At 37.8% G+C, this 19631-nt stretch carries 17 protein-coding genes; 7 read left to right on the top strand and 10 right to left on the bottom strand.

All coding sequences use genetic code 11. The features are described from left to right. Positions 1 to 9: 9 nt before the first annotated feature. Together GQ598_RS06470 and iscR are read right to left on the bottom strand one after the other, a co-directional pair. Complete coding sequence (locus tag GQ598_RS06470; RefSeq protein WP_160403054.1) at positions 10 to 1224, bottom strand: IscS subfamily cysteine desulfurase; 1215 nt, start codon at positions 1222 to 1224, stop codon at positions 10 to 12. Positions 1225 to 1268: 44 nt separating this feature from the next. Then, the gene (gene iscR, locus GQ598_RS06465; RefSeq protein ID WP_160403052.1) at positions 1269 to 1724 is read right to left on the bottom strand and encodes a Fe-S cluster assembly transcriptional regulator IscR; all 456 of its coding nucleotides are present in this window, start codon (positions 1722 to 1724) and stop codon (positions 1269 to 1271) included. Positions 1725 to 1886: 162 nt separating this feature from the next. Between iscR and sltY the strand changes: the two genes are divergently transcribed. Together sltY and trpR are read left to right on the top strand one after the other, a co-directional pair. Beyond that, positions 1887 to 3827, top strand: coding sequence for a murein transglycosylase (gene sltY, locus GQ598_RS06460; protein WP_160403050.1), 1941 nt, complete (start codon positions 1887 to 1889; stop codon positions 3825 to 3827). Between the two features lie 11 nt (positions 3828 to 3838). Then, on the top strand, positions 3839 to 4123 hold the full coding sequence (gene trpR, locus GQ598_RS06455; protein WP_202112706.1) for a trp operon repressor: 285 nt from the start codon (positions 3839 to 3841) through the stop codon (positions 4121 to 4123). Between the two features lie 46 nt (positions 4124 to 4169). Here the strand turns inward: trpR and robA are convergent, their stop codons facing one another. From robA to GQ598_RS06440, 3 genes are all read right to left on the bottom strand, one after another. Then, the gene (gene robA, locus GQ598_RS06450) at positions 4170 to 5093 is read right to left on the bottom strand and encodes an MDR efflux pump AcrAB transcriptional activator RobA (protein WP_160403049.1); all 924 of its coding nucleotides are present in this window, start codon (positions 5091 to 5093) and stop codon (positions 4170 to 4172) included. Between the two features lie 92 nt (positions 5094 to 5185). Continuing rightward, positions 5186 to 5767, bottom strand: coding sequence for a Fe-S biogenesis protein NfuA (gene nfuA / locus GQ598_RS06445; RefSeq protein WP_202112705.1), 582 nt, complete (start codon positions 5765 to 5767; stop codon positions 5186 to 5188). A 100-nt stretch (positions 5768 to 5867) separates the two neighbouring features. Beyond that, on the bottom strand, positions 5868 to 6539 hold the full coding sequence (locus GQ598_RS06440; RefSeq protein ID WP_160403047.1) for a phosphoribosyltransferase family protein: 672 nt from the start codon (positions 6537 to 6539) through the stop codon (positions 5868 to 5870). Between the two features lie 276 nt (positions 6540 to 6815). Between GQ598_RS06440 and GQ598_RS06435 the strand changes: the two genes are divergently transcribed. Further along, complete coding sequence (locus GQ598_RS06435; protein ID WP_160403045.1) at positions 6816 to 7382, top strand: peptidylprolyl isomerase; 567 nt, start codon at positions 6816 to 6818, stop codon at positions 7380 to 7382. Positions 7383 to 7439: 57 nt separating this feature from the next. On the opposite strand, the gene pepB is transcribed toward GQ598_RS06435, so the two are convergent. Next, positions 7440 to 8720, bottom strand: a complete 1281-nt coding sequence (pepB, locus tag GQ598_RS06430; protein WP_160403043.1) for an aminopeptidase PepB — start codon at positions 8718 to 8720, stop codon at positions 7440 to 7442. A gap of 102 nt (positions 8721 to 8822) precedes the next feature. Here pepB and GQ598_RS06425 point away from each other — a divergent pair, with 102 nt between their 5' ends. Further along, positions 8823 to 9596, top strand: a complete 774-nt coding sequence (locus tag GQ598_RS06425) for a tyrosine-protein phosphatase (RefSeq protein WP_160403041.1) — start codon at positions 8823 to 8825, stop codon at positions 9594 to 9596. A 58-nt stretch (positions 9597 to 9654) separates the two neighbouring features. On the opposite strand, the gene GQ598_RS06420 is transcribed toward GQ598_RS06425, so the two are convergent. Further along, positions 9655 to 10275 carry a 4'-phosphopantetheinyl transferase superfamily protein gene (locus GQ598_RS06420; protein ID WP_160403039.1) on the bottom strand — a complete coding sequence of 207 codons (621 nt, stop codon included), beginning with the start codon at positions 10273 to 10275 and terminating at the stop codon, positions 9655 to 9657. Positions 10276 to 10379: 104 nt separating this feature from the next. Between GQ598_RS06420 and metC the strand changes: the two genes are divergently transcribed. Together metC and tilS are read left to right on the top strand one after the other, a co-directional pair. Then, positions 10380 to 11597: a cystathionine beta-lyase gene (gene metC, locus GQ598_RS06415; protein WP_160403038.1), complete on the top strand. Its 1218-nt coding sequence runs from the start codon at positions 10380 to 10382 to the stop codon at positions 11595 to 11597. A 32-nt stretch (positions 11598 to 11629) separates the two neighbouring features. Then, entirely contained in the window at positions 11630 to 12916 is a 1287-nt protein-coding gene (tilS, locus tag GQ598_RS06410; protein ID WP_160403078.1) for a tRNA lysidine(34) synthetase TilS, read from the top strand. A gap of 89 nt (positions 12917 to 13005) precedes the next feature. On the opposite strand, the gene GQ598_RS06405 is transcribed toward tilS, so the two are convergent. The 3 genes from GQ598_RS06405 to GQ598_RS06395 all read right to left on the bottom strand — a co-directional run bounded on the left by GQ598_RS06405 (position 13006) and on the right by GQ598_RS06395 (position 18567). Continuing rightward, positions 13006 to 15186, bottom strand: a complete 2181-nt coding sequence (locus GQ598_RS06405; protein WP_160403036.1) for a cation-translocating P-type ATPase — start codon at positions 15184 to 15186, stop codon at positions 13006 to 13008. 121 nt (positions 15187 to 15307) lie between these two features. Then, positions 15308 to 16111, bottom strand: a complete 804-nt coding sequence (gene suhB, locus GQ598_RS06400; RefSeq protein WP_160403034.1) for an inositol-1-monophosphatase — start codon at positions 16109 to 16111, stop codon at positions 15308 to 15310. A gap of 707 nt (positions 16112 to 16818) precedes the next feature. Continuing rightward, the gene (locus tag GQ598_RS06395) at positions 16819 to 18567 is read right to left on the bottom strand and encodes a hypothetical protein (protein WP_160403032.1); all 1749 of its coding nucleotides are present in this window, start codon (positions 18565 to 18567) and stop codon (positions 16819 to 16821) included. Between the two features lie 498 nt (positions 18568 to 19065). Between GQ598_RS06395 and GQ598_RS06390 the strand changes: the two genes are divergently transcribed. Further along, positions 19066 to 19401, top strand: coding sequence for a zinc ribbon domain-containing protein YjdM (locus GQ598_RS06390; protein WP_160403030.1), 336 nt, complete (start codon positions 19066 to 19068; stop codon positions 19399 to 19401). Positions 19402 to 19631 lie beyond the last annotated feature (230 nt).

The raw sequence follows: 19631 nt of genomic DNA, 5'->3' as shown, positions 1-19631 counted from the left end.
CTCCTAATTTTAATGTGCTGACCATTTAATTTTTGTTAAATCAACGCCATCTTTAAACATTTCCCAAAGTGGCGATAAATCTCTTAGTTTATCTATAGAATCTTTAATTAATTTAATGACATAATCAACTTCTTCTTCAGTACTAAATCGCCCAAATGAAAAACGAATTGAACTATGTGCAAGCTCATCATTAAGACCTAATGCTCTAAGTACATAAGAGGGTTCCAAACTTGCAGATGTGCAAGCTGAGCCAGATGAAACAGCTAAATCTTTTAAAGCCATCATCAATGATTCACCTTCAATATAAGCAAAGCTCACATTTAAGATATTTGGCACACTGTGCTCTAAAGATCCATTAAGATAGACTTCTTCGATATCTTTTAAACCATTCCATAAACGATTTTTTAAGGCTAATAAGCGTGGCATTTCGGTTGCCATCTCTTCTTTAGCGATACGGTATGCTTCGCCCATACCCACAATTTGGTGTACTGGTAAAGTGCCTGATCGCATCCCACGTTCATGACCACCACCGTGCATTTGTGCTTCAATGCGCACACGTGGTTTGCGTCTTACATAAAGGCCACCAATACCTTTTGGCCCATAAATCTTATGACCCGAAAATGACATTAAATCAACTTTTAAGTTAGCCACATCAATGGGTAATTTACCAACCGATTGTGTTGCATCAACATGAAAAACAATGCCTCGCTCACGACACATCTCACCAATTTTTTCGATGTCTTGTATTACACCTGTTTCATTATTGACGTGCATAATTGATACAACGGTTGTATCACTACGCATTGCTGCTGCAAGTTTATCTAGATTGATTATACCATTAGATTCTGGTGCTAAATAAGTCACTTCATAGCCTTCCCGCTCAAGTTGGCGACAAGTATCAAGCACAGCTTTATGTTCGGTTTTACAAGTAATAATGTGCTTACCTTTGGCTTGATTAAAATGAGCAGCACCTTTGATTGCTAAATTATCCGCTTCAGTTGCACCTGATGTAAAAACGATTTCGCGAGAATCTGCTCCGATAAGATCAGCTATTTGATTACGTGCAATATCAACTGCTTCTTCAGCTTGCCAACCAAATTTGTGGGAACGAGATGCCGGATTACCAAATATACCGTCTGGCGTTAAATATTGCATCATTTTTTCAGCAACTCTAGGATCTACAGGGGTTGTCGCTGCATAATCCATATAAATAGGTAGTTTCATTAATGACTCCCAATGACAAATTCTGTATTGTATATTGTATTTTATTAATTAATTTGAAGGTGTTGTATATTACTTTGTCGATTAGCTACGGCTTTAACTTCTTTATTATTGACCAATTCGCTCAGTGTAATACTAGTTAAAAAGTCCTCAATTCGTTCACTTAAATCATTCCATAGTGTATGAGTTAAACACCTAACACCGCCTTGGCATCCGTCTTGCCCATGACATTTTGTTGCATGGACTGTCTCATCGACAGCTTTAACAATTGAACTAATAGCAATTTGATCCATAGAACGACTCAGAATATAACCACCGCCAGGACCTCTGACACTTAGAACCAAACCATTTTTTCGTAATCGAGCAAACAATTGTTCCAGATAAGAAAGTGAAATTTCTTGACGCTCTGAAATATCAGCAAGTGATACCGGTCCTGAATCAGCGTGTAGAGCAACATCAAGCATTGCCGTAACCGCATATCGTCCTTTTGATGTCAGTTTCATTGATTATTCCCCTATATTTATTAATACTTATTGTATATATCCTTTTAATTTAGTCAAGTATTTAGTTGAGTGTTTTAGTAGGAATTAGGCCGTAGTTCATCATCGACGAATCATAGCTTAATATGCTAATCTAATAAAATGAGTTCTGATAAGGATTAAAGGATGAAATTAGTTTTACATTATTTTTTAATAATAGGCCTACTGTTTACCAGTAACACTTACGCCGCTGATTCTCAAAAGGCTTTACGAGAACATTATCAAAAATGGCTTAATTCTTATCAATCACTGACTTTTGAAGAACAGCAAACATTGCTCGCGGACATAAAAGATTATCCTTTATACCCTTATGCTGCCATGCAGTTTTTTCAGAATAATATTAGATTAGTTTCACCACAAATGGTAAGTGATTTTGTCAACCAATACAGTGATTTTCCGCTAACGGCTTCATTAACACAATCTTATCTAACGGAATTAAGTAATCGTCAAGATTGGAATGCAATCATTTCGTTTCCCAAAGATAACTCCACACTCTCTAATTGTCGCTATCAATATGCATTACTACAGCAAGGAAATAACGAAGCGGCCTTTAGCGCTATTGAATCACTTTGGATGACCAGCAAAGAACTTCCTTCTGCGTGCGATCCATTACTTGATGCATGGGATCAAGCAGGTAAGCTAACAGCCAATTTAGTACTATCACGTATTGAACTAGCTATTGAAGCAAATAATTTAAAATTAGCCAAACATCTAGCTAACTTACTTGATGACAACTACAAAACAATCAAAAGTAATTTACTAGCTGTACTTGATAATCCTAAAAAATTAGAAAGTTTTTCAAAAAATATTAAAGCTAGCCCTTTCACTAAAAAGATTGTCTTAGCATTATTTCCTCGCTCAGTAAAAGCAGATATGAATTTAGCTGCATCACTATTGCCAAAATTGGTTAAGCAGCAGGCTTTAAATGAAGTGGAGCAAGTTACATTACAAAAAAGTTTGGCTAACAGTTACTTTAATGATTCTGCAACTGATGAACAAATTAAATGGCGTGATAACTATATTGCCAAATATCATGATACAACATTAGTCGAAAAGCGTATCCGCCTTGCTATCGATAACTATAACTTTACTGACATTGCTTATTGGATAGCACAATTATCGCCAGAAGATCAATTAAAAGAAGAATGGCAATATTGGCAAGCCCGAGTATTGCTAAATAATAATCAAAAACAAGAAGCTAACAACATTTTACAAACACTGACAGCCAAACGTGGGTTTTATGGCATGATAAGTGCACAAACACTTAATCAACCTTATTCGCTCAATAACCAATCTAAAACGGTTACACCATCTGAAATATCAACACTAAAGTCTAAATATGATAATCAACCCTATATAAAAAGAATTAACGAGTTATATTATTTTGGTATGGTGTCAGAATCAAGCAACGAATGGCGATATATGTTAAATAAGCAAACCAATAAAAATGAATATTTAGCATTAGCTCAATATGCCTTACAAAAAGGCTGGGGTAATCTTAGTATTCAAGCAACCATTGTTGGCAAGCTTTGGAATAATTGGACTGAACGTTTACCAGTTATGTACAAAGACTTATATAACAACGCATTAAAAGATAAAGCGATCGCATTATCCTATGCTTTAGCTATTTCTCGTCAAGAAAGTGCACTTGATACTACCGTCAAATCACCTGCAGGTGCTCGAGGATTAATGCAATTAATGCCGGCTACAGCTAAAGAAACAGCAAAAAAAGTCAATTCAGTCACTTATGTTTCATCTGCACAATTGTTTGACCCTCAAACGAATATACAGCTAGGTACTTCCTATCTAAACACTGTGTATCTGCAAAACGATAATAATCGTATATTATCTTCAGCAGCTTATAATGCAGGTCCAAATAACGTTAAACGCTGGTTAAAAGCGAGTGACGGAAAACTTGATGCTATCGCATTTATTGATAGTATACCGTTTACTGAAACGCGTAATTATGTCAAAAATGTATTGGTATATGACTATATTTATCAAATAATTTTAGGGCAAAAAAATGTCAGTATTCTTAATTCAAATGAATTTAATAAACAATATTAATGGTGATTCTAATGAAAACTAACGAATGGAAACAAACAGTTGAAATATTACACCAAGCATTTAACGATGGCTATTCACTTGACATATTGAAATTATTAATGACCGCTGATGAGCGCGATGCTTTAATTACTCGTGTTAAAATTGTACATTCACTACTTGATGGTTCAATCAATCAGCGACAACTTAAAGAACAATTGAAAATTGGTATTGCAACAGTCACTAGAGGATCTAATAGCCTTAAAGAAGCGACGCCTGAATTCAAAAAATGGTTAGAAAATATTTTATTAAAATCATAAAATTAAATAAACCAGTCAATATCTATCAACAAGTTGGTATATTTCGTTATAACGATGAATTTGATTGGATATTGACATCATTTTCAGCCACAACCGGCACACAATAATCGCACTCCATATGTGTGATATCCTTAACCGACTCAGCGGTACCATCATGATGGTTATGATGAATTTCAATTACACAACTAGAGCTACGTAAACGTACTTTTAAAGCTGGCATAGCGGCTAAATGCACTTGCGAAATAAAATCACAAAACTCATCAGGAGAGCCAATATATTTAAAACAAAGATACAATCCCCCTTCACTCACAACCTGTTCAATATTTTCAAGATTATTATTATGATCTAAAGCGATGGTATAAAGAAGCTCTTGTTCATTGGCATTATCTTTGCTTTTTAATATCCTGCTAAAAGCATAAATTTTGTCTGGTAGGGTTTCACATGTATGACCACAACGAGATATATAATTATAAAAGAATTGCGATCTTAGTTTATTTTCTTCATCCAATAATTGACTCAAATTGCAGTTATTCTTAAAGGTAATACCCCAAAAAGTTTTTTGAGGCATATTCACAAACTTTGGCTCGGGCAATGAAAGCCGGTTTTTATTAAGTTCAATAGCCGGTGTTAACCCTGTAGGATCCCAAAATTCCCCCCGACGGTAACTTGCTGGAGTTTCATTAAATTGTTTTTTAAAAGATCGGGTAAAAGTTTGTTGGGAATCAAAACGATATTGCATCGCAATATCTAAAATAGGCTTACTTGTCATACGCAAAGCAAGTGCGGCATAAGTTAAACGACGATGGCGAATATAAGTACCAAGAACTTGACCGGTTACATCTTTAAACATACGTTGTAAATGCCACTTAGAATAGCCTGATTTTTGTGCAACATGATCAATAGATAATGGCTGTTCCAAATTTTTTTCAATCCAAACGATAAGATCTGAAATAATACTAACTTGATTCATAAAACTCCATCACAATATCAAATGGCAAACATCTATCGATTATGACTTAATCTTAGTAATAAGCAAGGTTTAAATAAAAATTCTAGCTATTTCTAACAAAAAGAATGCGCTCCTGCTTGATGTTCAGTGATATCTTTTACACCAGCCAGTTCAGGAAACTCTGCCATTAATTGTTTTTCAATACCTTCTTTCAAAGTATAATCGACCATTGAACAACCATTACAACCACCACCAAATTGTAATATAACATAATTATCTTCGGTCAACTCAACTAAACTCACATGCCCACCATGGCTAGCTAATTGTGGGTTAACCTGTGCTTGAATTGCATAATTAACACGCTCAATGAGTGGTGCATCATCTGCCACTTTTTTCATTTTTGAATTTGGTGCTTTTAATGTTAATTGCGAACCTAATTCATCCGTCACATAATCGATAACGGTCTCTTCTAAAAATGGCGCACTAATTTCATCGATATAAACTGAAAAATCAGCATGTTTTTCTTCTATATCGCCATCTTCTACTGTATCAGCCGGACAATACGAAACACCACATTCTGCGCTTGGCGTACCGGGGTTAATAACAAATACCCGAATTTGAGTTCCATCGGGTTGATTAGCAAGCAATTTTTTAAAGTGCTGTTGAGCTGATTCAGAAATAGTGATAATAGACATAACCCCTCACTTCAATGTAATTAGGCAATAAACAGACCTAACATCATTTATAATAATAGTTGACTAACTTTCTTGGTTATTATAGAGGGTGTTTAGGATTTTACAATACTGTACGACATAAACAAAGGACATAAACACGTATTGCACCACATTTTTTTAGTTGCTGACTAATGACATTAATTGTATTACCCGTTGTAACGATATCATCAATAAGCATGACCGATTTATTTGAAAGATCTTGGTGGCACATAAAAAGCGTTTCGACATTAGTGATTCGTTCAGTAAGAGTCAGATTTTTTTGGTCTAACCCACTTTTCTTTCGAGACAACAAATGAGGATAAAAGTCACAATCTAACCATCTAGCAATAGGCTTAGCTAATAACTCAGATTGATTAAAACCACGTGACCAATAACGAATATGATGTAACGGCACACAAGTGACCAAATCAGGTTTAATTAAAGCATCAATTTCTCGCCGTTGATACCAAGCTAAAAACATTAATCTTGCTAATGCCGTATTTAGTTCAATTTTGTTATAAAATTTTAAATGATGAATCAACTTTTTCAGAGGATTAATATATTCAGAAACAGCAATAAGCTCATCCCAGTACGGTTTTTTTACACGGCAACGATAACATATATCAGTCGATAAAGAATGCGGCAAACAGCACTGATGACAGACCTTATTAAATTTAGGTAGATTTTTAACACATTGACTACAAATACCATGATGAGGCAAAGATAAAGGCATATCACATAAAATGCATCGCATAGTATCACATACTTGTTTGTAAAAATAATTTCAGGTTATATGACGTTTAAATATAAAAACTGAAGTCATAAAAACCATTTTTTTATAAACCACTGACTTTTGTTTTTCTTATCAAGAAACAAAAATATAATAGACAAACTAATCTTGTAACTGCATACAATTAAATACTTCTACGATCTACAACACAAAAAATTATCAGATTTTTCATAATAATTATTCAAAATAATTAAATATTCGGTATAATCAGCCCCACGCCTAGATTCAAGGAATTAATATATGAAAAAAATCAAACTATTATTTATTACAATATTACTAACTTTGCTTTCTACTGTTGCGTTAGCAGACACTAAGGTGTTATTACAAACTAGCATGGGCGATATTGAAATTGAACTAGATAGCGAACATGCCCCAATTACCACTAAAAACTTTCTTGATTACGTTAATAGTGGATTTTATGAGAATTTAACTTTCCATCGAGTCATTCCTGGATTTATGATTCAAGGTGGTGGCGCTGATGATCAACTACAATTCAAAGACAATAACCCACCTATCAAAAATGAAGCAGATAACGGCTTAAAAAATGATCGTGGCACTATTGCAATGGCAAGAACCAGTGAAGTAAACAGTGCTACTAGCCAATTTTTTATCAATGTCGTTAACAATGACTTTCTTAATTACCAATCTCCAGAACAATATGGTTATGCTGTGTTTGGTAAAGTGATTAAAGGAATGGAAGTCGTTGACAAAATTGTTAATGTGCAAACTAAACGCGTCGGACCACATAAAAATGTACCCGTTGAGCCGATTTACATTAAAAAAGCGACTGTTATTGAAAGTAATTAACTAATTGATAATATCGAAATAAAAAAAACCACTTTTTCAAGTGGTTTTTTTTCGGTCTTATTTAAGTTTGCTAAGTAAATTAGCAATTGTTCTAACCCCAACGCCTGTTGCACCCGTTGCCCATAAAGCGGTCGCACTTTTGCGGAATGTTGCAGAGCAATCAATATGTAACCAGTTTTGTTGATAGTTTTTAATAAAATGTGATAAGAAAGCCGCAGCGGTACTGGCACCAGCGGTATTAGGTAAACCTGAATTTGCCATATCTGCAAATGATGATGGAAACTGAGTGCGATGAAATTCAGCCAATGGTAATCGCCAAAAAGCTTCATGTTCCAGATCGCTACTCGCTAGCAATTGGTGAGCAAAGTTATCATCGAATGAGAGCAAGGATTGGTAATCGTTCCCCACTGCAATTTTAGCAGCACCCGTGAGCGTTGCGCAGTCAATAATATAATGGGGTTTGTCATTATCGGCACAAATCAAACCATCAGCTAAAACAAGGCGTCCTTCGGCATCGGTATTATCAACTTCAACCGTTTTGCCATTACGATAACGAATAATATCGCCAAGTTTAAAGGCATTGCCGCTCACTAAATTATCTGCGCAACATAAATAAAGTTTAATACGATGAGTTATCCCTCGTGCAATAGCCAATGCTAAAGCACCTGTAACCAGTGCCGCCCCCCCCATATCAGAACGCATTGACTCCATAAAGCTACTTGGTTTTAAACTGTACCCTCCCGAATCAAACGTAATTCCTTTGCCGACTAAACAAGCAATAATAGGTGCGTTAGGGTCTTGAGTGGGATTATAATCAAGCTCAAGTAATGCCGCTGGCCTATCTGACCCCTTACCTACCGTATAAATCCCCATATAATCGTGCTCTTTTAAAACGTCACCTGAAATAATTTTATAAGTCACATCAGATGAATAAGTGCTAACTAACTTAGCGGCTTTTGTTGCTAACTCAATAGGACTTAATGTTTCGGCTTGCTCATTAACAATATCACGACACCAATCAATAATTGCCAAACGATGTTTTAGTTCCTGTTTATCTTTGGTATTCAGTTTTGGCCAATTGACCTTCGTGCTTTTTTTGGCATTACGATAACCTAACCAAAAATGCCAACAAGCTTCAAGATCCCAATTTTCACCACTTAATTTAACTGAACTTATCCCTTGGTTATCTAGCTTTCGTCCTGCGCGTTGAATTGCACCTAAGCGATGTTCCGATTTATAGTGAATAGTAATAATATTATCGGAAAAACTGAGAAGAGCATCCTTTCCCCATTGCGTTGGAGCTGATTGATCAGAAAGTAAAATAGATAACATTGACATAATAAATACCTTAATTATGAGTTAAGCCAAAACAGTGGCTTAATTCTAATCAGAAACATGTTAATATAGCAAGAGAAGTTAAGAATAAATAAGGGTGAACTGATGACAACCGTTGTACCAATAAAAAATGGGATTAATTTTCGTGATTTAGGTGGAATCAAAACAACCGACGGTCGTCACATTCGCTCTGGTAGGCTATACCGTTCTGGTGCATTCTCACTGATCACGCCAGAAGAGCAGACTTTTTTATCTGATAAGTTAAATCTGCACTATATTTTAGACTATCGTGATCAAGATGAAATTGCCCGAAATCCCGACAAGCTGTGGCATAACGCAAAATATATTAATGTACCAGCTAATCCTTTGAGCGATACGGTCACGGCAAGTTTAACAAGTGACTTAAGCAATCACAGCCAAACACTGAAAAAAAATGCACCATTTGATTTTATGGTTAAGCTTTATCAACTACTCCCATTTAATAACCCGGCATACCAGCAACTTTCTTCAATCCTATTGAGTTCACAAGGTAAACCATTAGTGCAACATTGTGCGGTGGGTAAAGATCGTACAGGCGTTGGCGTCGCATTAACGTTGTTTGCTTTAGGTGTGAGTGAAGAGGCTATCATGCAAGATTATTTACTGACTGAACAGCTATTGTCGGATTATCGTGAAAATCTATTACGCCAATACCAACATAAGATTACTCCTGAGGAGTTTGAAAACCGCAAACTAATTTTTGCCGCCAAAAAAGAGTATTTAACAGCCTCATTTGACGCAATTAAAACACGTTACGATACCATTGACAATTGGTTATCACAGGAATATCAATTAAACGCAAACAATAGAAAAATAATCCAAGATATCTATTTAATTTAATAAATAGCAATAATTTATTTTACCCTAATAGCCTAATAGATAATAGAAAAACACTATATTAAGATAACAAAATCAATTTAGAAATTGGTTGATTACTATTTACAGACAGATGAACATCGCCTACTTGACGATATTGATAATAAAATTCTTGCCCAAAAGGGGCTATAATCATCTGCTGGTTTAAGTCAACTTTAACCGATTTTATTTGCCAAACCCCTTTGGCATATAGTTTTAATGCCGACTCTTTCAACGTCCATAATTGCCAAAAAGCCGCTAAGGTATCGTCTTGCTTAAGCATCCATTGATATTCATCATCCGCAAAAAAGTTTTTAGCCACATTCATATAATTTTTACGCGGGCGTGCCACTTCAATATCAAGTCCAATCATCCCCGTTAATGAAATGGCTACCGCCACCGCATCTTGGCTATGGCTAATATTAAAATCGGGTAAATGACGTTCTAAAAAACGAGGGCGACTATTATCGCCAATGACCATGGCTGGTAAAGTTGGAATATGACAGTACTGCTTAAGCAAATTGGCTAATATTGAGCGACACACTAAAAACTGTTTTTTGCGTTCATCATTGAATTTTTCAGCTTCATCAACAATCTGCGGAGGCAATAACGAAAAATCAATTTCGGTATGATTTAAATTAGCAAGTTGAATTATTAGTGTCATCAGTCAGCGAGCATTCACAAAAATTATTTTTTACTATTTTAACAGCATGCTATTCTAACTGTTATAAAAATATAAAAATTTATAAAATTGCAAAAGGAATTATCATGTCATTACCAACAAAATTAGTTCATGCAGGACGTAAAAAGCGTTATACACAAGGTGCGGTTAATTCAGTTATTCAACGTGCATCATCACTGGTTTTTGATTCTATTGAAGCCAAAAAAGAGGCCACAAAAAATCGTGCTAATGGTGCATTATTCTACGGTCGCCGCGGCACATTGACTCATTTTGCACTACAAGATGCGATGGTTGAAATTGAAGGCGGTGCCGGTTGTTACCTTTATCCATGTGGTGCAGCAGCTATTACTAATGCTATTTTGGCTTTTGTGAAAACGGGTGATCATATTTTAGTATCAGAAGCCGTTTACGAACCCACTCAAGATTTTTGCCAGCACATTTTAAAAGATTTTGGTGTTCAAACCGATTACTTCTCGCCATTAATTGGTCGCTATATCACAAATCACATTAAGCCAAATACTAAAGTCGTGTTTCTTGAATCGCCAAGTTCAATAACCATGGAAGTTCAAGACATACCTGCCATTGTGAAAGCTATTCGCAGTGTTAATCCTGAAATTATCATTATGATAGATAACACATGGAGCGCCGGGATTTTATTTAAAGCGTTAGAGCATGATATTGATATTTCAATACAAGCCGGTACCAAATACCTGATCGGTCATTCGGATGCCATGATAGGTACCGCGGTGGCTAATGAGCGCTGTTGGGAAACTTTGCGCGAACGTTCTTACTTAATGGGACAAATGTGTGATGCGGACACCGCCTATATGGCTGCACGCGGTTTACGCACATTAGCAATAAGATTAAAACAGCATCACGAAAGCGGTTTAAAAGTGGCAAAATGGCTGGCCAGTCACCCAAAAGTAGCAACTGTCAATCACCCCGCATTAGAAAGTTGTAAAGGACACGAATTTTTTAAACGTGACTTTTCGGGCGCAAGTGGCTTATTTTCATTTATACTCAAAGAACGATTAACAGACGTACAATTATCTGAATTTATTGATCATTTAACTTACTTCTCAATGGCCTATTCATGGGGTGGGTTTGAGTCATTAATTTTAGCTAATCAACCCGAAGAACTCGCAAACATTAGACCTGTATCTGGGATAGATTTTGCAGGAACACTTATTCGACTACATATTGGTCTTGAAGATCCTGATGATTTAATTGCCGATCTTGCAGCGGGTTTAGATAGAATCAAACTACATAAAAATAAAGCCAATGCATTACAAAGCTTGATGTAATTAAATAAAAGATGAATAACCCACACCAAACAATGTTTGATGAAAGCATCAAACAAACAATTATGCATAAAATCACACACCACAAAGCACTACTGGTTGCTTATAGTGGTGGGGTTGATTCAACCGTATTAATTGATGCACTAGTTGCACTCAAACAGCAATTGTTACCCGATTTAAAGCTAAGAGCGATTTATATTCACCATGGTTTAAGCAACAATGCTGACAACTGGGCAATCCATTGCCAAAAACAATGCCAAGCATGGCAAGTACCGCTGATCATTGAAAAAGTCAAACTCGACCCTAGCGCAGGAAATATCGAAGAACAAGCCAGAAATGCACGTTACCAAGCTATCTATCGTCACTTAACAGATGATGAAACTTTATGCACTGCACAACACCTTGATGATCAATGTGAAACGTTCCTTTTAGCATTAAAACGCGGAAGTGGTCCTGCGGGGTTAGCCGCCATGCCACAGGAAAATCAGCGACATCTTCGCCCTTTATTAACCATTTCACGCGCACAAATTGAAACTTATGCTAATCAGCATCAACTCAACTGGATAGAAGATGAAAGCAACCAAGATGATCGTTACGACCGCAACTTTTTACGCTTAAAGGTCTTACCGACGCTTAATCAACGCTGGCCACATTTTTCGCAAATGGTGGCACGCAGTGCTGAGTTATGTCAGCAGCAAGAAGCGTTAATTAATGAATTATTATTAGCTGATTTTCAACAAATGGTTAGCCAACAAGGACAGCTAAATCTAACCCCTTTAATGGCGTGTTCAGAATATAAACGCAATGCCATAATGCGCATGTGGCTACGATCCCAACAAATAACTATGCCAAGCCAAAAACAATTAGCACTCATTTGGCAAACCGTTGGCCTAGCAAAAGAAGATGCCAATCCTAAATTCATACTACATGACAGGCAAATTCGTCGCTATCAAAATCAACTCTATTTATTACCGTTATATCAAGATATTGAACAACAAATCCTTAATTGGAATTTGGCTTTGCCCTTAATTCTTCCTGATAGTATTGGTAAATTACAGGCTAATTATCAAACTGATTTATCTTGCCGTTTACCCCATGCAGATGAACAAGTCACTGTACGATTTCATGCTCAAGGACAATTTCAAATTATCAATCGCCATGGTTCACGATCAATAAAAAAGCTATGGCAAGAACATAATATTCCACCGTGGATGCGTACACGAATCCCGTTGATTTACTATAATGAACAACTGATTTGCGCGGTTGGCGTGTTTGTTACCGAACAAGGAAAAGGCACACAAATCGGTTTTAGCCTAATTTAATTATCTATACAGTCAAACGCACAAATAACTAAGGCGGTAATTAGCCGCCTTAGTGTCAAAATTAAAATTCTAACTATTACCCTACAAAATTAAACTCTTGCTTTCCAACGTTTAAGTAACAATGCATTAGTAACCACACTCACGCTACTTAATGCCATAGCGGCACCAGCTATCATTGGATTTAAAAAACCGAATGCCGCTAGCGGAATACCAATCAAATTATAGAAAAATGCCCAAAATAGATTTTGTTTGATTTTATTATAGGTTCGGCGCGAAATATCGATTGCATCAGCAATTAAAAACAGATTGCCACGCATAAGGGTAATACTTGCTGCATGCATAGCCACATCAGTACCCGTGCCCATGGCTATACCAATATCCGCAGCAGCCAATGCTGGCGCATCATTAATTCCATCCCCCACCATTGCCACTCGATGATGGGTATCAACATGACTTTCTTTTTGTAACTGATAAATATAATTGGCTTTATCTTGCGGTAACACTTCAGCAATGACTTTATCCAAGCCTAACTGCTGTCCAACGTAATTCGCCGCTTTCTGGTTATCGCCAGTTAACATAACGTTTTTTACATTTAACTGGTGCAATGCTTCAATGGCGGTTTTCGCTTCTGGCTTGATTACATCAGCAAAACCAAATAGCGCTAATATCACCACATTACCTTCTAATTGCTGTTTGGCTAAAAATGAAATGGTGTAACCTTTGCTGGCTAACTCATTAATCTTATCGTCCATACCAACAAAATAGGCATTTAATGATTTCATCCATCGCAAGCTACCTAAATAATACTGCGTATTATCAACAGTTGCCATCACCCCCGATCCCGCTACCGAGGTAATATTTTGAGCATAACCATACTCTTTAGCCTTACTTAAAATGGCTTTGGCTAGTGGATGCTCACTACCAGCTTGTAATGATGCGGCGAGCGATAATATTTGATCGGGCGTCTCACTGCCTATAATATCCATTTCAACCAATTCAGGCTTACCAATGGTGAGGGTACCGGTTTTATCAAATGCGACCGTATTAACATTGTGCAACGTTTCTAACGCTTCGGCGTCTTTAATTAAAATACCATGGCGAGCAGCCACCCCAGTCCCCACCATAATCGCGGTTGGTGTTGCTAAGCCTAACGCACATGGGCAAGCAATCACTAACACCGCAACAGCATAAAGTAATGCTTGCTGCCAATCATGCAATATTATTCCCCAAGCCAATAGCGTAACTAGTGCAATCAATAAAATCACCGGCACAAAAATCGCACTAATGCGATCAACAATTCGTTGAATCGGCGCTTTCTTGGCCTGAGCCGATTCAACCATTGCAATGATTTTGGATAACGTAGAATCGGCCTGAATAGCTGTGGTTTTAACAAGCAGTAAGCCTTCACCATTAATAGTGCCACCAGTCACCATATCATTAATCGATTTATTTACAGGAAAGCTCTCACCGGTTAACATCGACTCATCGCTACTTGATGCGCCTTCAATCACAATACCATCAACCGCAATGCGCTCGCCGGGCTTAACAATAACAATATCCCCCACATTCACTTGGCTAATGGGTAAACTCACTTCTTGATCACCTTGCTTGACTAACGCAACATCAGGCCGTAGCGAAGAAAGCGCTGCAATTGCTTGGGTGGTTTGATGTTTAGCGCTTGATTCTAGCCATTTACCGATCAAGATTAAGGTAATAATAATAACTGACGATTCAAAATAAAGATGTTCACTATTGCCAGTCATTAGCTGATAAACCGATAATCCATACGCAGCACTTGTGCCGATGGCAACCAATAAATCCATATTGCCAGCCCCTGCTTTAACCGCACTAAAGCCACTTCGATAAAATTTAGCCCCCAAGCCAAATTGTACAACCGATGCAATTCCCCATTGCAACCAAGCAGGCATCATCCAATTTATCCCAAACGGCGCTAATAGCATAGGCAGCACAAAAGGCATAGCCAGTATTACAGCAGTGACAATAGTCCAGTGAGGTAATTGTTTGTTCGATTTTTGTTGATCACCTGCTGACTCAGTGATTTTAACCGCATGATAACCCGCTTGATCAACCGCAGACATCAATGTTTCGAGCTTTACATGAGCATCAGCATCAATGGTTGCTTTTTCAGTCGCCAGATTAACGCTAACATCAATCACACCATCGACTTTTTTGAGTGCTTTTTCAACGCGCCCAACACAAGATGCGCAGCTCATATCTTCAACAATAAAATGATATTGGACCGTTTTCATGATATATACCTTATATGGTTTATCGAGTTTAAAGTTAGTATATACTGAATATTAAAGGTTATGCACAAAAATAAAGCGGTGATCACAGGGCTTAAATAACCCTGTGAAAAAGGAAAGGAAATTAGTTACGTAATTTTTCTGGCCAATCGTTTTGGGTAGAAACCAATAAATCTTTTACAATTCTAGGATTACCAGCCACAACATTGCCCGAAACCAGATAATTATTACCACCAGCAAAATCGGTAATAACTCCACCAGCCTCGCGCAAAATCAGCTCACCAGCAGCGATATCCCATGGTTTTAAGCCAATTTCAAAAAAGCCATCTAAACGACCTGCGGCAACATAAGCCAAATCTAAAGCGGCCGAGCCTGCGCGACGAAAATCACCACACTTAACAAACAACTTTTGCAAAACGGCAAAATAGCTGTCGCTGTACTGTTTAGCTTTAAATGGGAAAGCTGTTGCTAGTACGCTACCTTCTAAATCTTTGGCATTACTCACACGAATACGGTAACCATTAAGTTGAGCACCTTTACCACGAGCAGCCGTAAACAGCTCATTACTCATTGGGTTATAAACCACGGCAATTTCGGTTTTACCTTTAACTCGCGCCGCGATTGACACAGCAAAATGAGGGATATTTTTGATAAAATTGGTCGTACCATCAATTGGGTCGATTATCCATTGTGTATCGGCATCATTACCTTTAACAAGGCCACTTTCTTCGGCAATAATAGTGTGGTCAGGATGAGCTTTTTTGATTGTTTCAACAATTAAAGCCTCGGCCGCACGGTCCACATTAGTGGCAAAATCATTAGCGCCTTTGGCTTCGATCTCGATTGAACTAGGGTTTTCATAAGCCTTAATGGCCACATTGCCTGCTTTACGAGCAGCGCGAATAGCAATATTAAGCATCGGATGCATAATTTTCTTCCAATTGATGATGTTAAAGAACGGGTTGATTTAGTAAGACTGATTTAGAGATACTAAATATTACCGCATAGTATAAAGGTTTTGCTACTTTATTGCCAGAGTATAAGGGAATTGATAGGTAAAATAGTTTTGGCGGGGCGTTTTTACAAAAACCGCCTTATAAAAACACAATAACCTATCCCAAAAACAATGATTATGTTATTTGTCCTATTCCGGCGTCAGAATGTGCCGACAACAGAGCGAAGTTAGCACGCCAAACAGGACGTTTGGCGAGTTTGTGGTGCGCCGGGAGCGCGTCCACAAACGGTGCGTTAAGACCGAGCGCCGGCGTCGGACAAATTTGTAGGAACAAATTTGAACATCTGAGCACAGCGAAGATGGCCTCGTAGAGGCGAGTATCAGGATGGTACGAGTAGCGTAGCCGTAGGCCACATTCTGTAGCCAAAGCGTGGGATTGCAAAGGGAATTCGCTTTAATTCCCTTTGCTCGGACGTGGTCACTGTAGCTATTTTGTTCACCAAAGGTCAAAACGTCCGAAACCTTGCCGTACTATAAATAGACCACGAATTTAAACCGCAACAGCGCAACCCTAAGGGAAATGCCCCAACTTACGCGGGGGCGTTATTCTTTGTTAGATTGTCCTCTCAGGCACCATAACCGCCCCCGCGGCCTAAGGATTAAGGACTAAACGCTAAAAACTAAGGTACGGTGCAAACAGCGTAATTATAGTTGGAACTGCCGCCGTCGCTGAAGTAGCGGAGGACAACTCTGCCGTCGAGCGAGTTGACAGTGAAGCCTTTGTAATTTATTACGTTGTCTGCCCAGTAGCCGGCGCGGAGGACGAAGCCCGCATCAGCGTAGCTGCTCATGTTGCCCCATTCCGTGAGAAGCCCAGTAGCCACGAGACGCGAGTGATAATTACCAAATGATTGAGGCCCGGCGCCATTTACGCCAATACATGGGAAAGACCTATCACCACACCTCGCGTTAGTTAAACTAGCTACCCCAGCAAGACGATAACCCAAACGACTACACCAAGATTTTTGGTTAGACTGAATGTCCCTTTTATTACTCCGATGCACGAACCACTGCCTCAACACAAATCCATAACGAACCTCATTACCATAACTATCCCTACCGACCAACTCAAATGTCTGTGGCAAAGAGGGTACATCTAGAGGACTAGGATTATTTGAATTTATCTGAGCACTATCAGCCCTAGGACCTCTTAACGTTACCCGTGTTACATAACTAGATTTATCTCTAATCCATTCATCGGCTCGGATAGTATTTCCAGCTGGGTCTGTGAATGTACCAGAACGCGGCCTTGTCCAACTCACCGTTGCCCCTAGACGACCACTTGTATTAACTGTCCAACTCAACTGACTTGCATCGATTCCATCTATGTCCAAATCAAAATACAACCCATCTGCACCCTTTGTAGGAAAATTTCGGTCGTAAGATGATGGATTTGTAGACTGAACAGAAAAAATCTTACTAGAATTGAACCAATTCGGACTTGCGTAACAAACACGAGGACCATTATACGGATTAATATAATAATCCACCGTAGCTTCACTAAAACTGGTTCTATTAGGAACACCGTACCGTGTAGTTAAACTTCCCCATGTACTACTTAAGGTTACCCTATAAGGCGCTTTACATAGACTTAATGTATCATTACGACTAACAGTTCTGCCATCTTTATCCTTTATTGTTAAATCTATACGCCCTGATGCTGTTACTCCATTAGCACCCTGTCCATCCCCATCATCATCTCCCCACTTCCCTTGGCTAACCAAATTATTTATATCTATTGCATACTCACCATTTACCAATGGGACCGATGCGGGAACCACCGTGTGTATATCATTAAATGTATAATTACCACTAGGTAACCTTATCGGATTAGTAGCACTTGATGTGTTAGCTGACTGCGTAATACGTCTTCCATCTGGCAACTCAATTGCCAAGAAGGTGTCTGTATTGGTTGCCTTTGTCTGTCCCCCATCAAATGTTAAATATGGCGCACTACCTTCAATTGCTCTTGATGTCTGGGCCGTTAATGCCACAGAGCCCTGTGAATACGACAACAAGAGCAACAGCGCGAAGAACAATGCCGATTTAAATAACAATGAAGGTCTAAACCATAATGAAGGTTTGAATAGTAATGACGGCCCTAATAACCACTTGGATATCGACGATAATTTTGCCGAACATGCGGCCGATGACCTGACCAAAGCGGTTTCCGACGATGTTTCCAAGGATGTTGTCGAAGTACCCGCCGAAGACATCGCCAGTAAAGACCTCGATGACGGCGTCCATTTCGCTACGCGAAATGACCTCGGTGATGAAAATAAGAACTGTGTCTGTTTTAAACTACGGTGAAATTGAAAAAGATTTTGAGCATAGGTTTGGCAGGCCAGATGCCAGATGCCAGATGCCATAAATGGTAACGCATTTCGATCATCCTGTCAAGTAAATTTTTGTTTTATTTATATTTTTTATAACTAACTGCTCGACTAACGAGCATTCCCTTGCTTTGAAAGCGATTAAATTATAACCGTGTGAGTAATAATGCGCCACCTTTTTTGTTAAAAAATTGTAAAGTTTTGTTAAAGCTTGAGTCAGCTTATGTGTGTGTGCTTTGGGGAAGGGTTTTGGGTGATGATTTTTAGCTAAAAACCACCACATAAAAACTTCAATAAAATCAATACCTTTTCTGACTGATTTTTGTGCTCTTTAAATAGTGGTAATTAAATAAGTTCTGTTGATTAAATGTAATGTTTGAAAATAAGCTAGCGTAGTTTTATTTAGGGTTTGATGCTAGTGTGTAGGTTGTATATAAAAACGTTTAATGGAAACTTAATGGTGAGTGCTATGACTTAATAGCATTTTTTGCTATAGTAAGCGCCATTTTATTTAATTTGGAAGAATAATAACCCATGGAATCTATACCTAATTGCCCTGCTTGCCAATCAGAACATACTTATCACGATGGCACCTTTTATGTTTGTCCTGAATGTGCACATGAATGGGATCCAAACGAAGTTGCTACTTCTGAGGCTGGATTACAAGTTAAAGACAGTAACGGTAATTTACTGACTGATGGTGATGATATTATTTTGATCAAAGATCTTAAATTAAAAGGCTCATCAACTGTCCTAAAAAAAGGCGCCAAAGCTAAAGGTATCCGTTTAGTCGAAGGCGATCACGAAATCGATTGTAAAGTTGACGGCATGAAAATTATGCTAAAAGCCTGCTTTGTTAAAAAGGCTTAATAAACACAAAAATATAAATACTGTATCAATGTGGGTTTATCGGCATTGATATAAGTATTTTTAGATATAACAACTTAATATGATTTATTACCAATAAAAAACGGTCAGGAAAGGTATTGATTTTATTGAAGTTTTTATTTTTAGCTTCCTAGATTACACCATGAAGTGCAATTTTTCTTAGCTCCTTTGAATAAAAGGAGGCAGGGCTTTTAAACTTATGCCGTTTTCTT

Origin of the sequence: Gilliamella sp. Pas-s95 (genome assembly GCF_009795795.1) — a bacterium.
GTDB lineage: Bacteria > Pseudomonadota > Gammaproteobacteria > Enterobacterales > Orbaceae > Gilliamella > Gilliamella bombicola.
The sequence above is the reverse complement of the archived record's forward strand: the minus strand, read 5'-3'. Positions and strand labels throughout refer to the sequence as shown.

Excerpts from the sequence above, each read along its gene's own strand:
- GQ598_RS06470 (WP_160403054.1), bottom strand. The coding sequence starts at position 1,224 with ATGAAACTACCTATTTATATGGATTATGCAGCGACAACCCCTGTAGAT.
- iscR (WP_160403052.1), bottom strand. The coding sequence starts at position 1,724 with ATGAAACTGACATCAAAAGGACGATATGCGGTTACGGCAATGCTTGAT.
- sltY (WP_160403050.1), top strand. The coding sequence starts at position 1,887 with ATGAAATTAGTTTTACATTATTTTTTAATAATAGGCCTACTGTTTACC.
- trpR (WP_202112706.1), top strand. The coding sequence starts at position 3,839 with ATGAAAACTAACGAATGGAAACAAACAGTTGAAATATTACACCAAGCA.
- robA (WP_160403049.1), bottom strand. The coding sequence starts at position 5,093 with ATGAATCAAGTTAGTATTATTTCAGATCTTATCGTTTGGATTGAAAAA.
- nfuA (WP_202112705.1), bottom strand. The coding sequence starts at position 5,767 with ATGTCTATTATCACTATTTCTGAATCAGCTCAACAGCACTTTAAAAAA.
- GQ598_RS06440 (WP_160403047.1), bottom strand. The coding sequence starts at position 6,539 with ATGCGATGCATTTTATGTGATATGCCTTTATCTTTGCCTCATCATGGT.
- GQ598_RS06435 (WP_160403045.1), top strand. The coding sequence starts at position 6,816 with ATGAAAAAAATCAAACTATTATTTATTACAATATTACTAACTTTGCTT.
- pepB (WP_160403043.1), bottom strand. The coding sequence starts at position 8,720 with ATGTCAATGTTATCTATTTTACTTTCTGATCAATCAGCTCCAACGCAA.
- GQ598_RS06425 (WP_160403041.1), top strand. The coding sequence starts at position 8,823 with ATGACAACCGTTGTACCAATAAAAAATGGGATTAATTTTCGTGATTTA.
- GQ598_RS06420 (WP_160403039.1), bottom strand. The coding sequence starts at position 10,275 with ATGACACTAATAATTCAACTTGCTAATTTAAATCATACCGAAATTGAT.
- metC (WP_160403038.1), top strand. The coding sequence starts at position 10,380 with ATGTCATTACCAACAAAATTAGTTCATGCAGGACGTAAAAAGCGTTAT.
- tilS (WP_160403078.1), top strand. The coding sequence starts at position 11,630 with ATGTTTGATGAAAGCATCAAACAAACAATTATGCATAAAATCACACAC.
- GQ598_RS06405 (WP_160403036.1), bottom strand. The coding sequence starts at position 15,186 with ATGAAAACGGTCCAATATCATTTTATTGTTGAAGATATGAGCTGCGCA.
- suhB (WP_160403034.1), bottom strand. The coding sequence starts at position 16,111 with ATGCATCCGATGCTTAATATTGCTATTCGCGCTGCTCGTAAAGCAGGC.
- GQ598_RS06395 (WP_160403032.1), bottom strand. The coding sequence starts at position 18,567 with ATGGCATCTGGCATCTGGCATCTGGCCTGCCAAACCTATGCTCAAAAT.
- GQ598_RS06390 (WP_160403030.1), top strand. The coding sequence starts at position 19,066 with ATGGAATCTATACCTAATTGCCCTGCTTGCCAATCAGAACATACTTAT.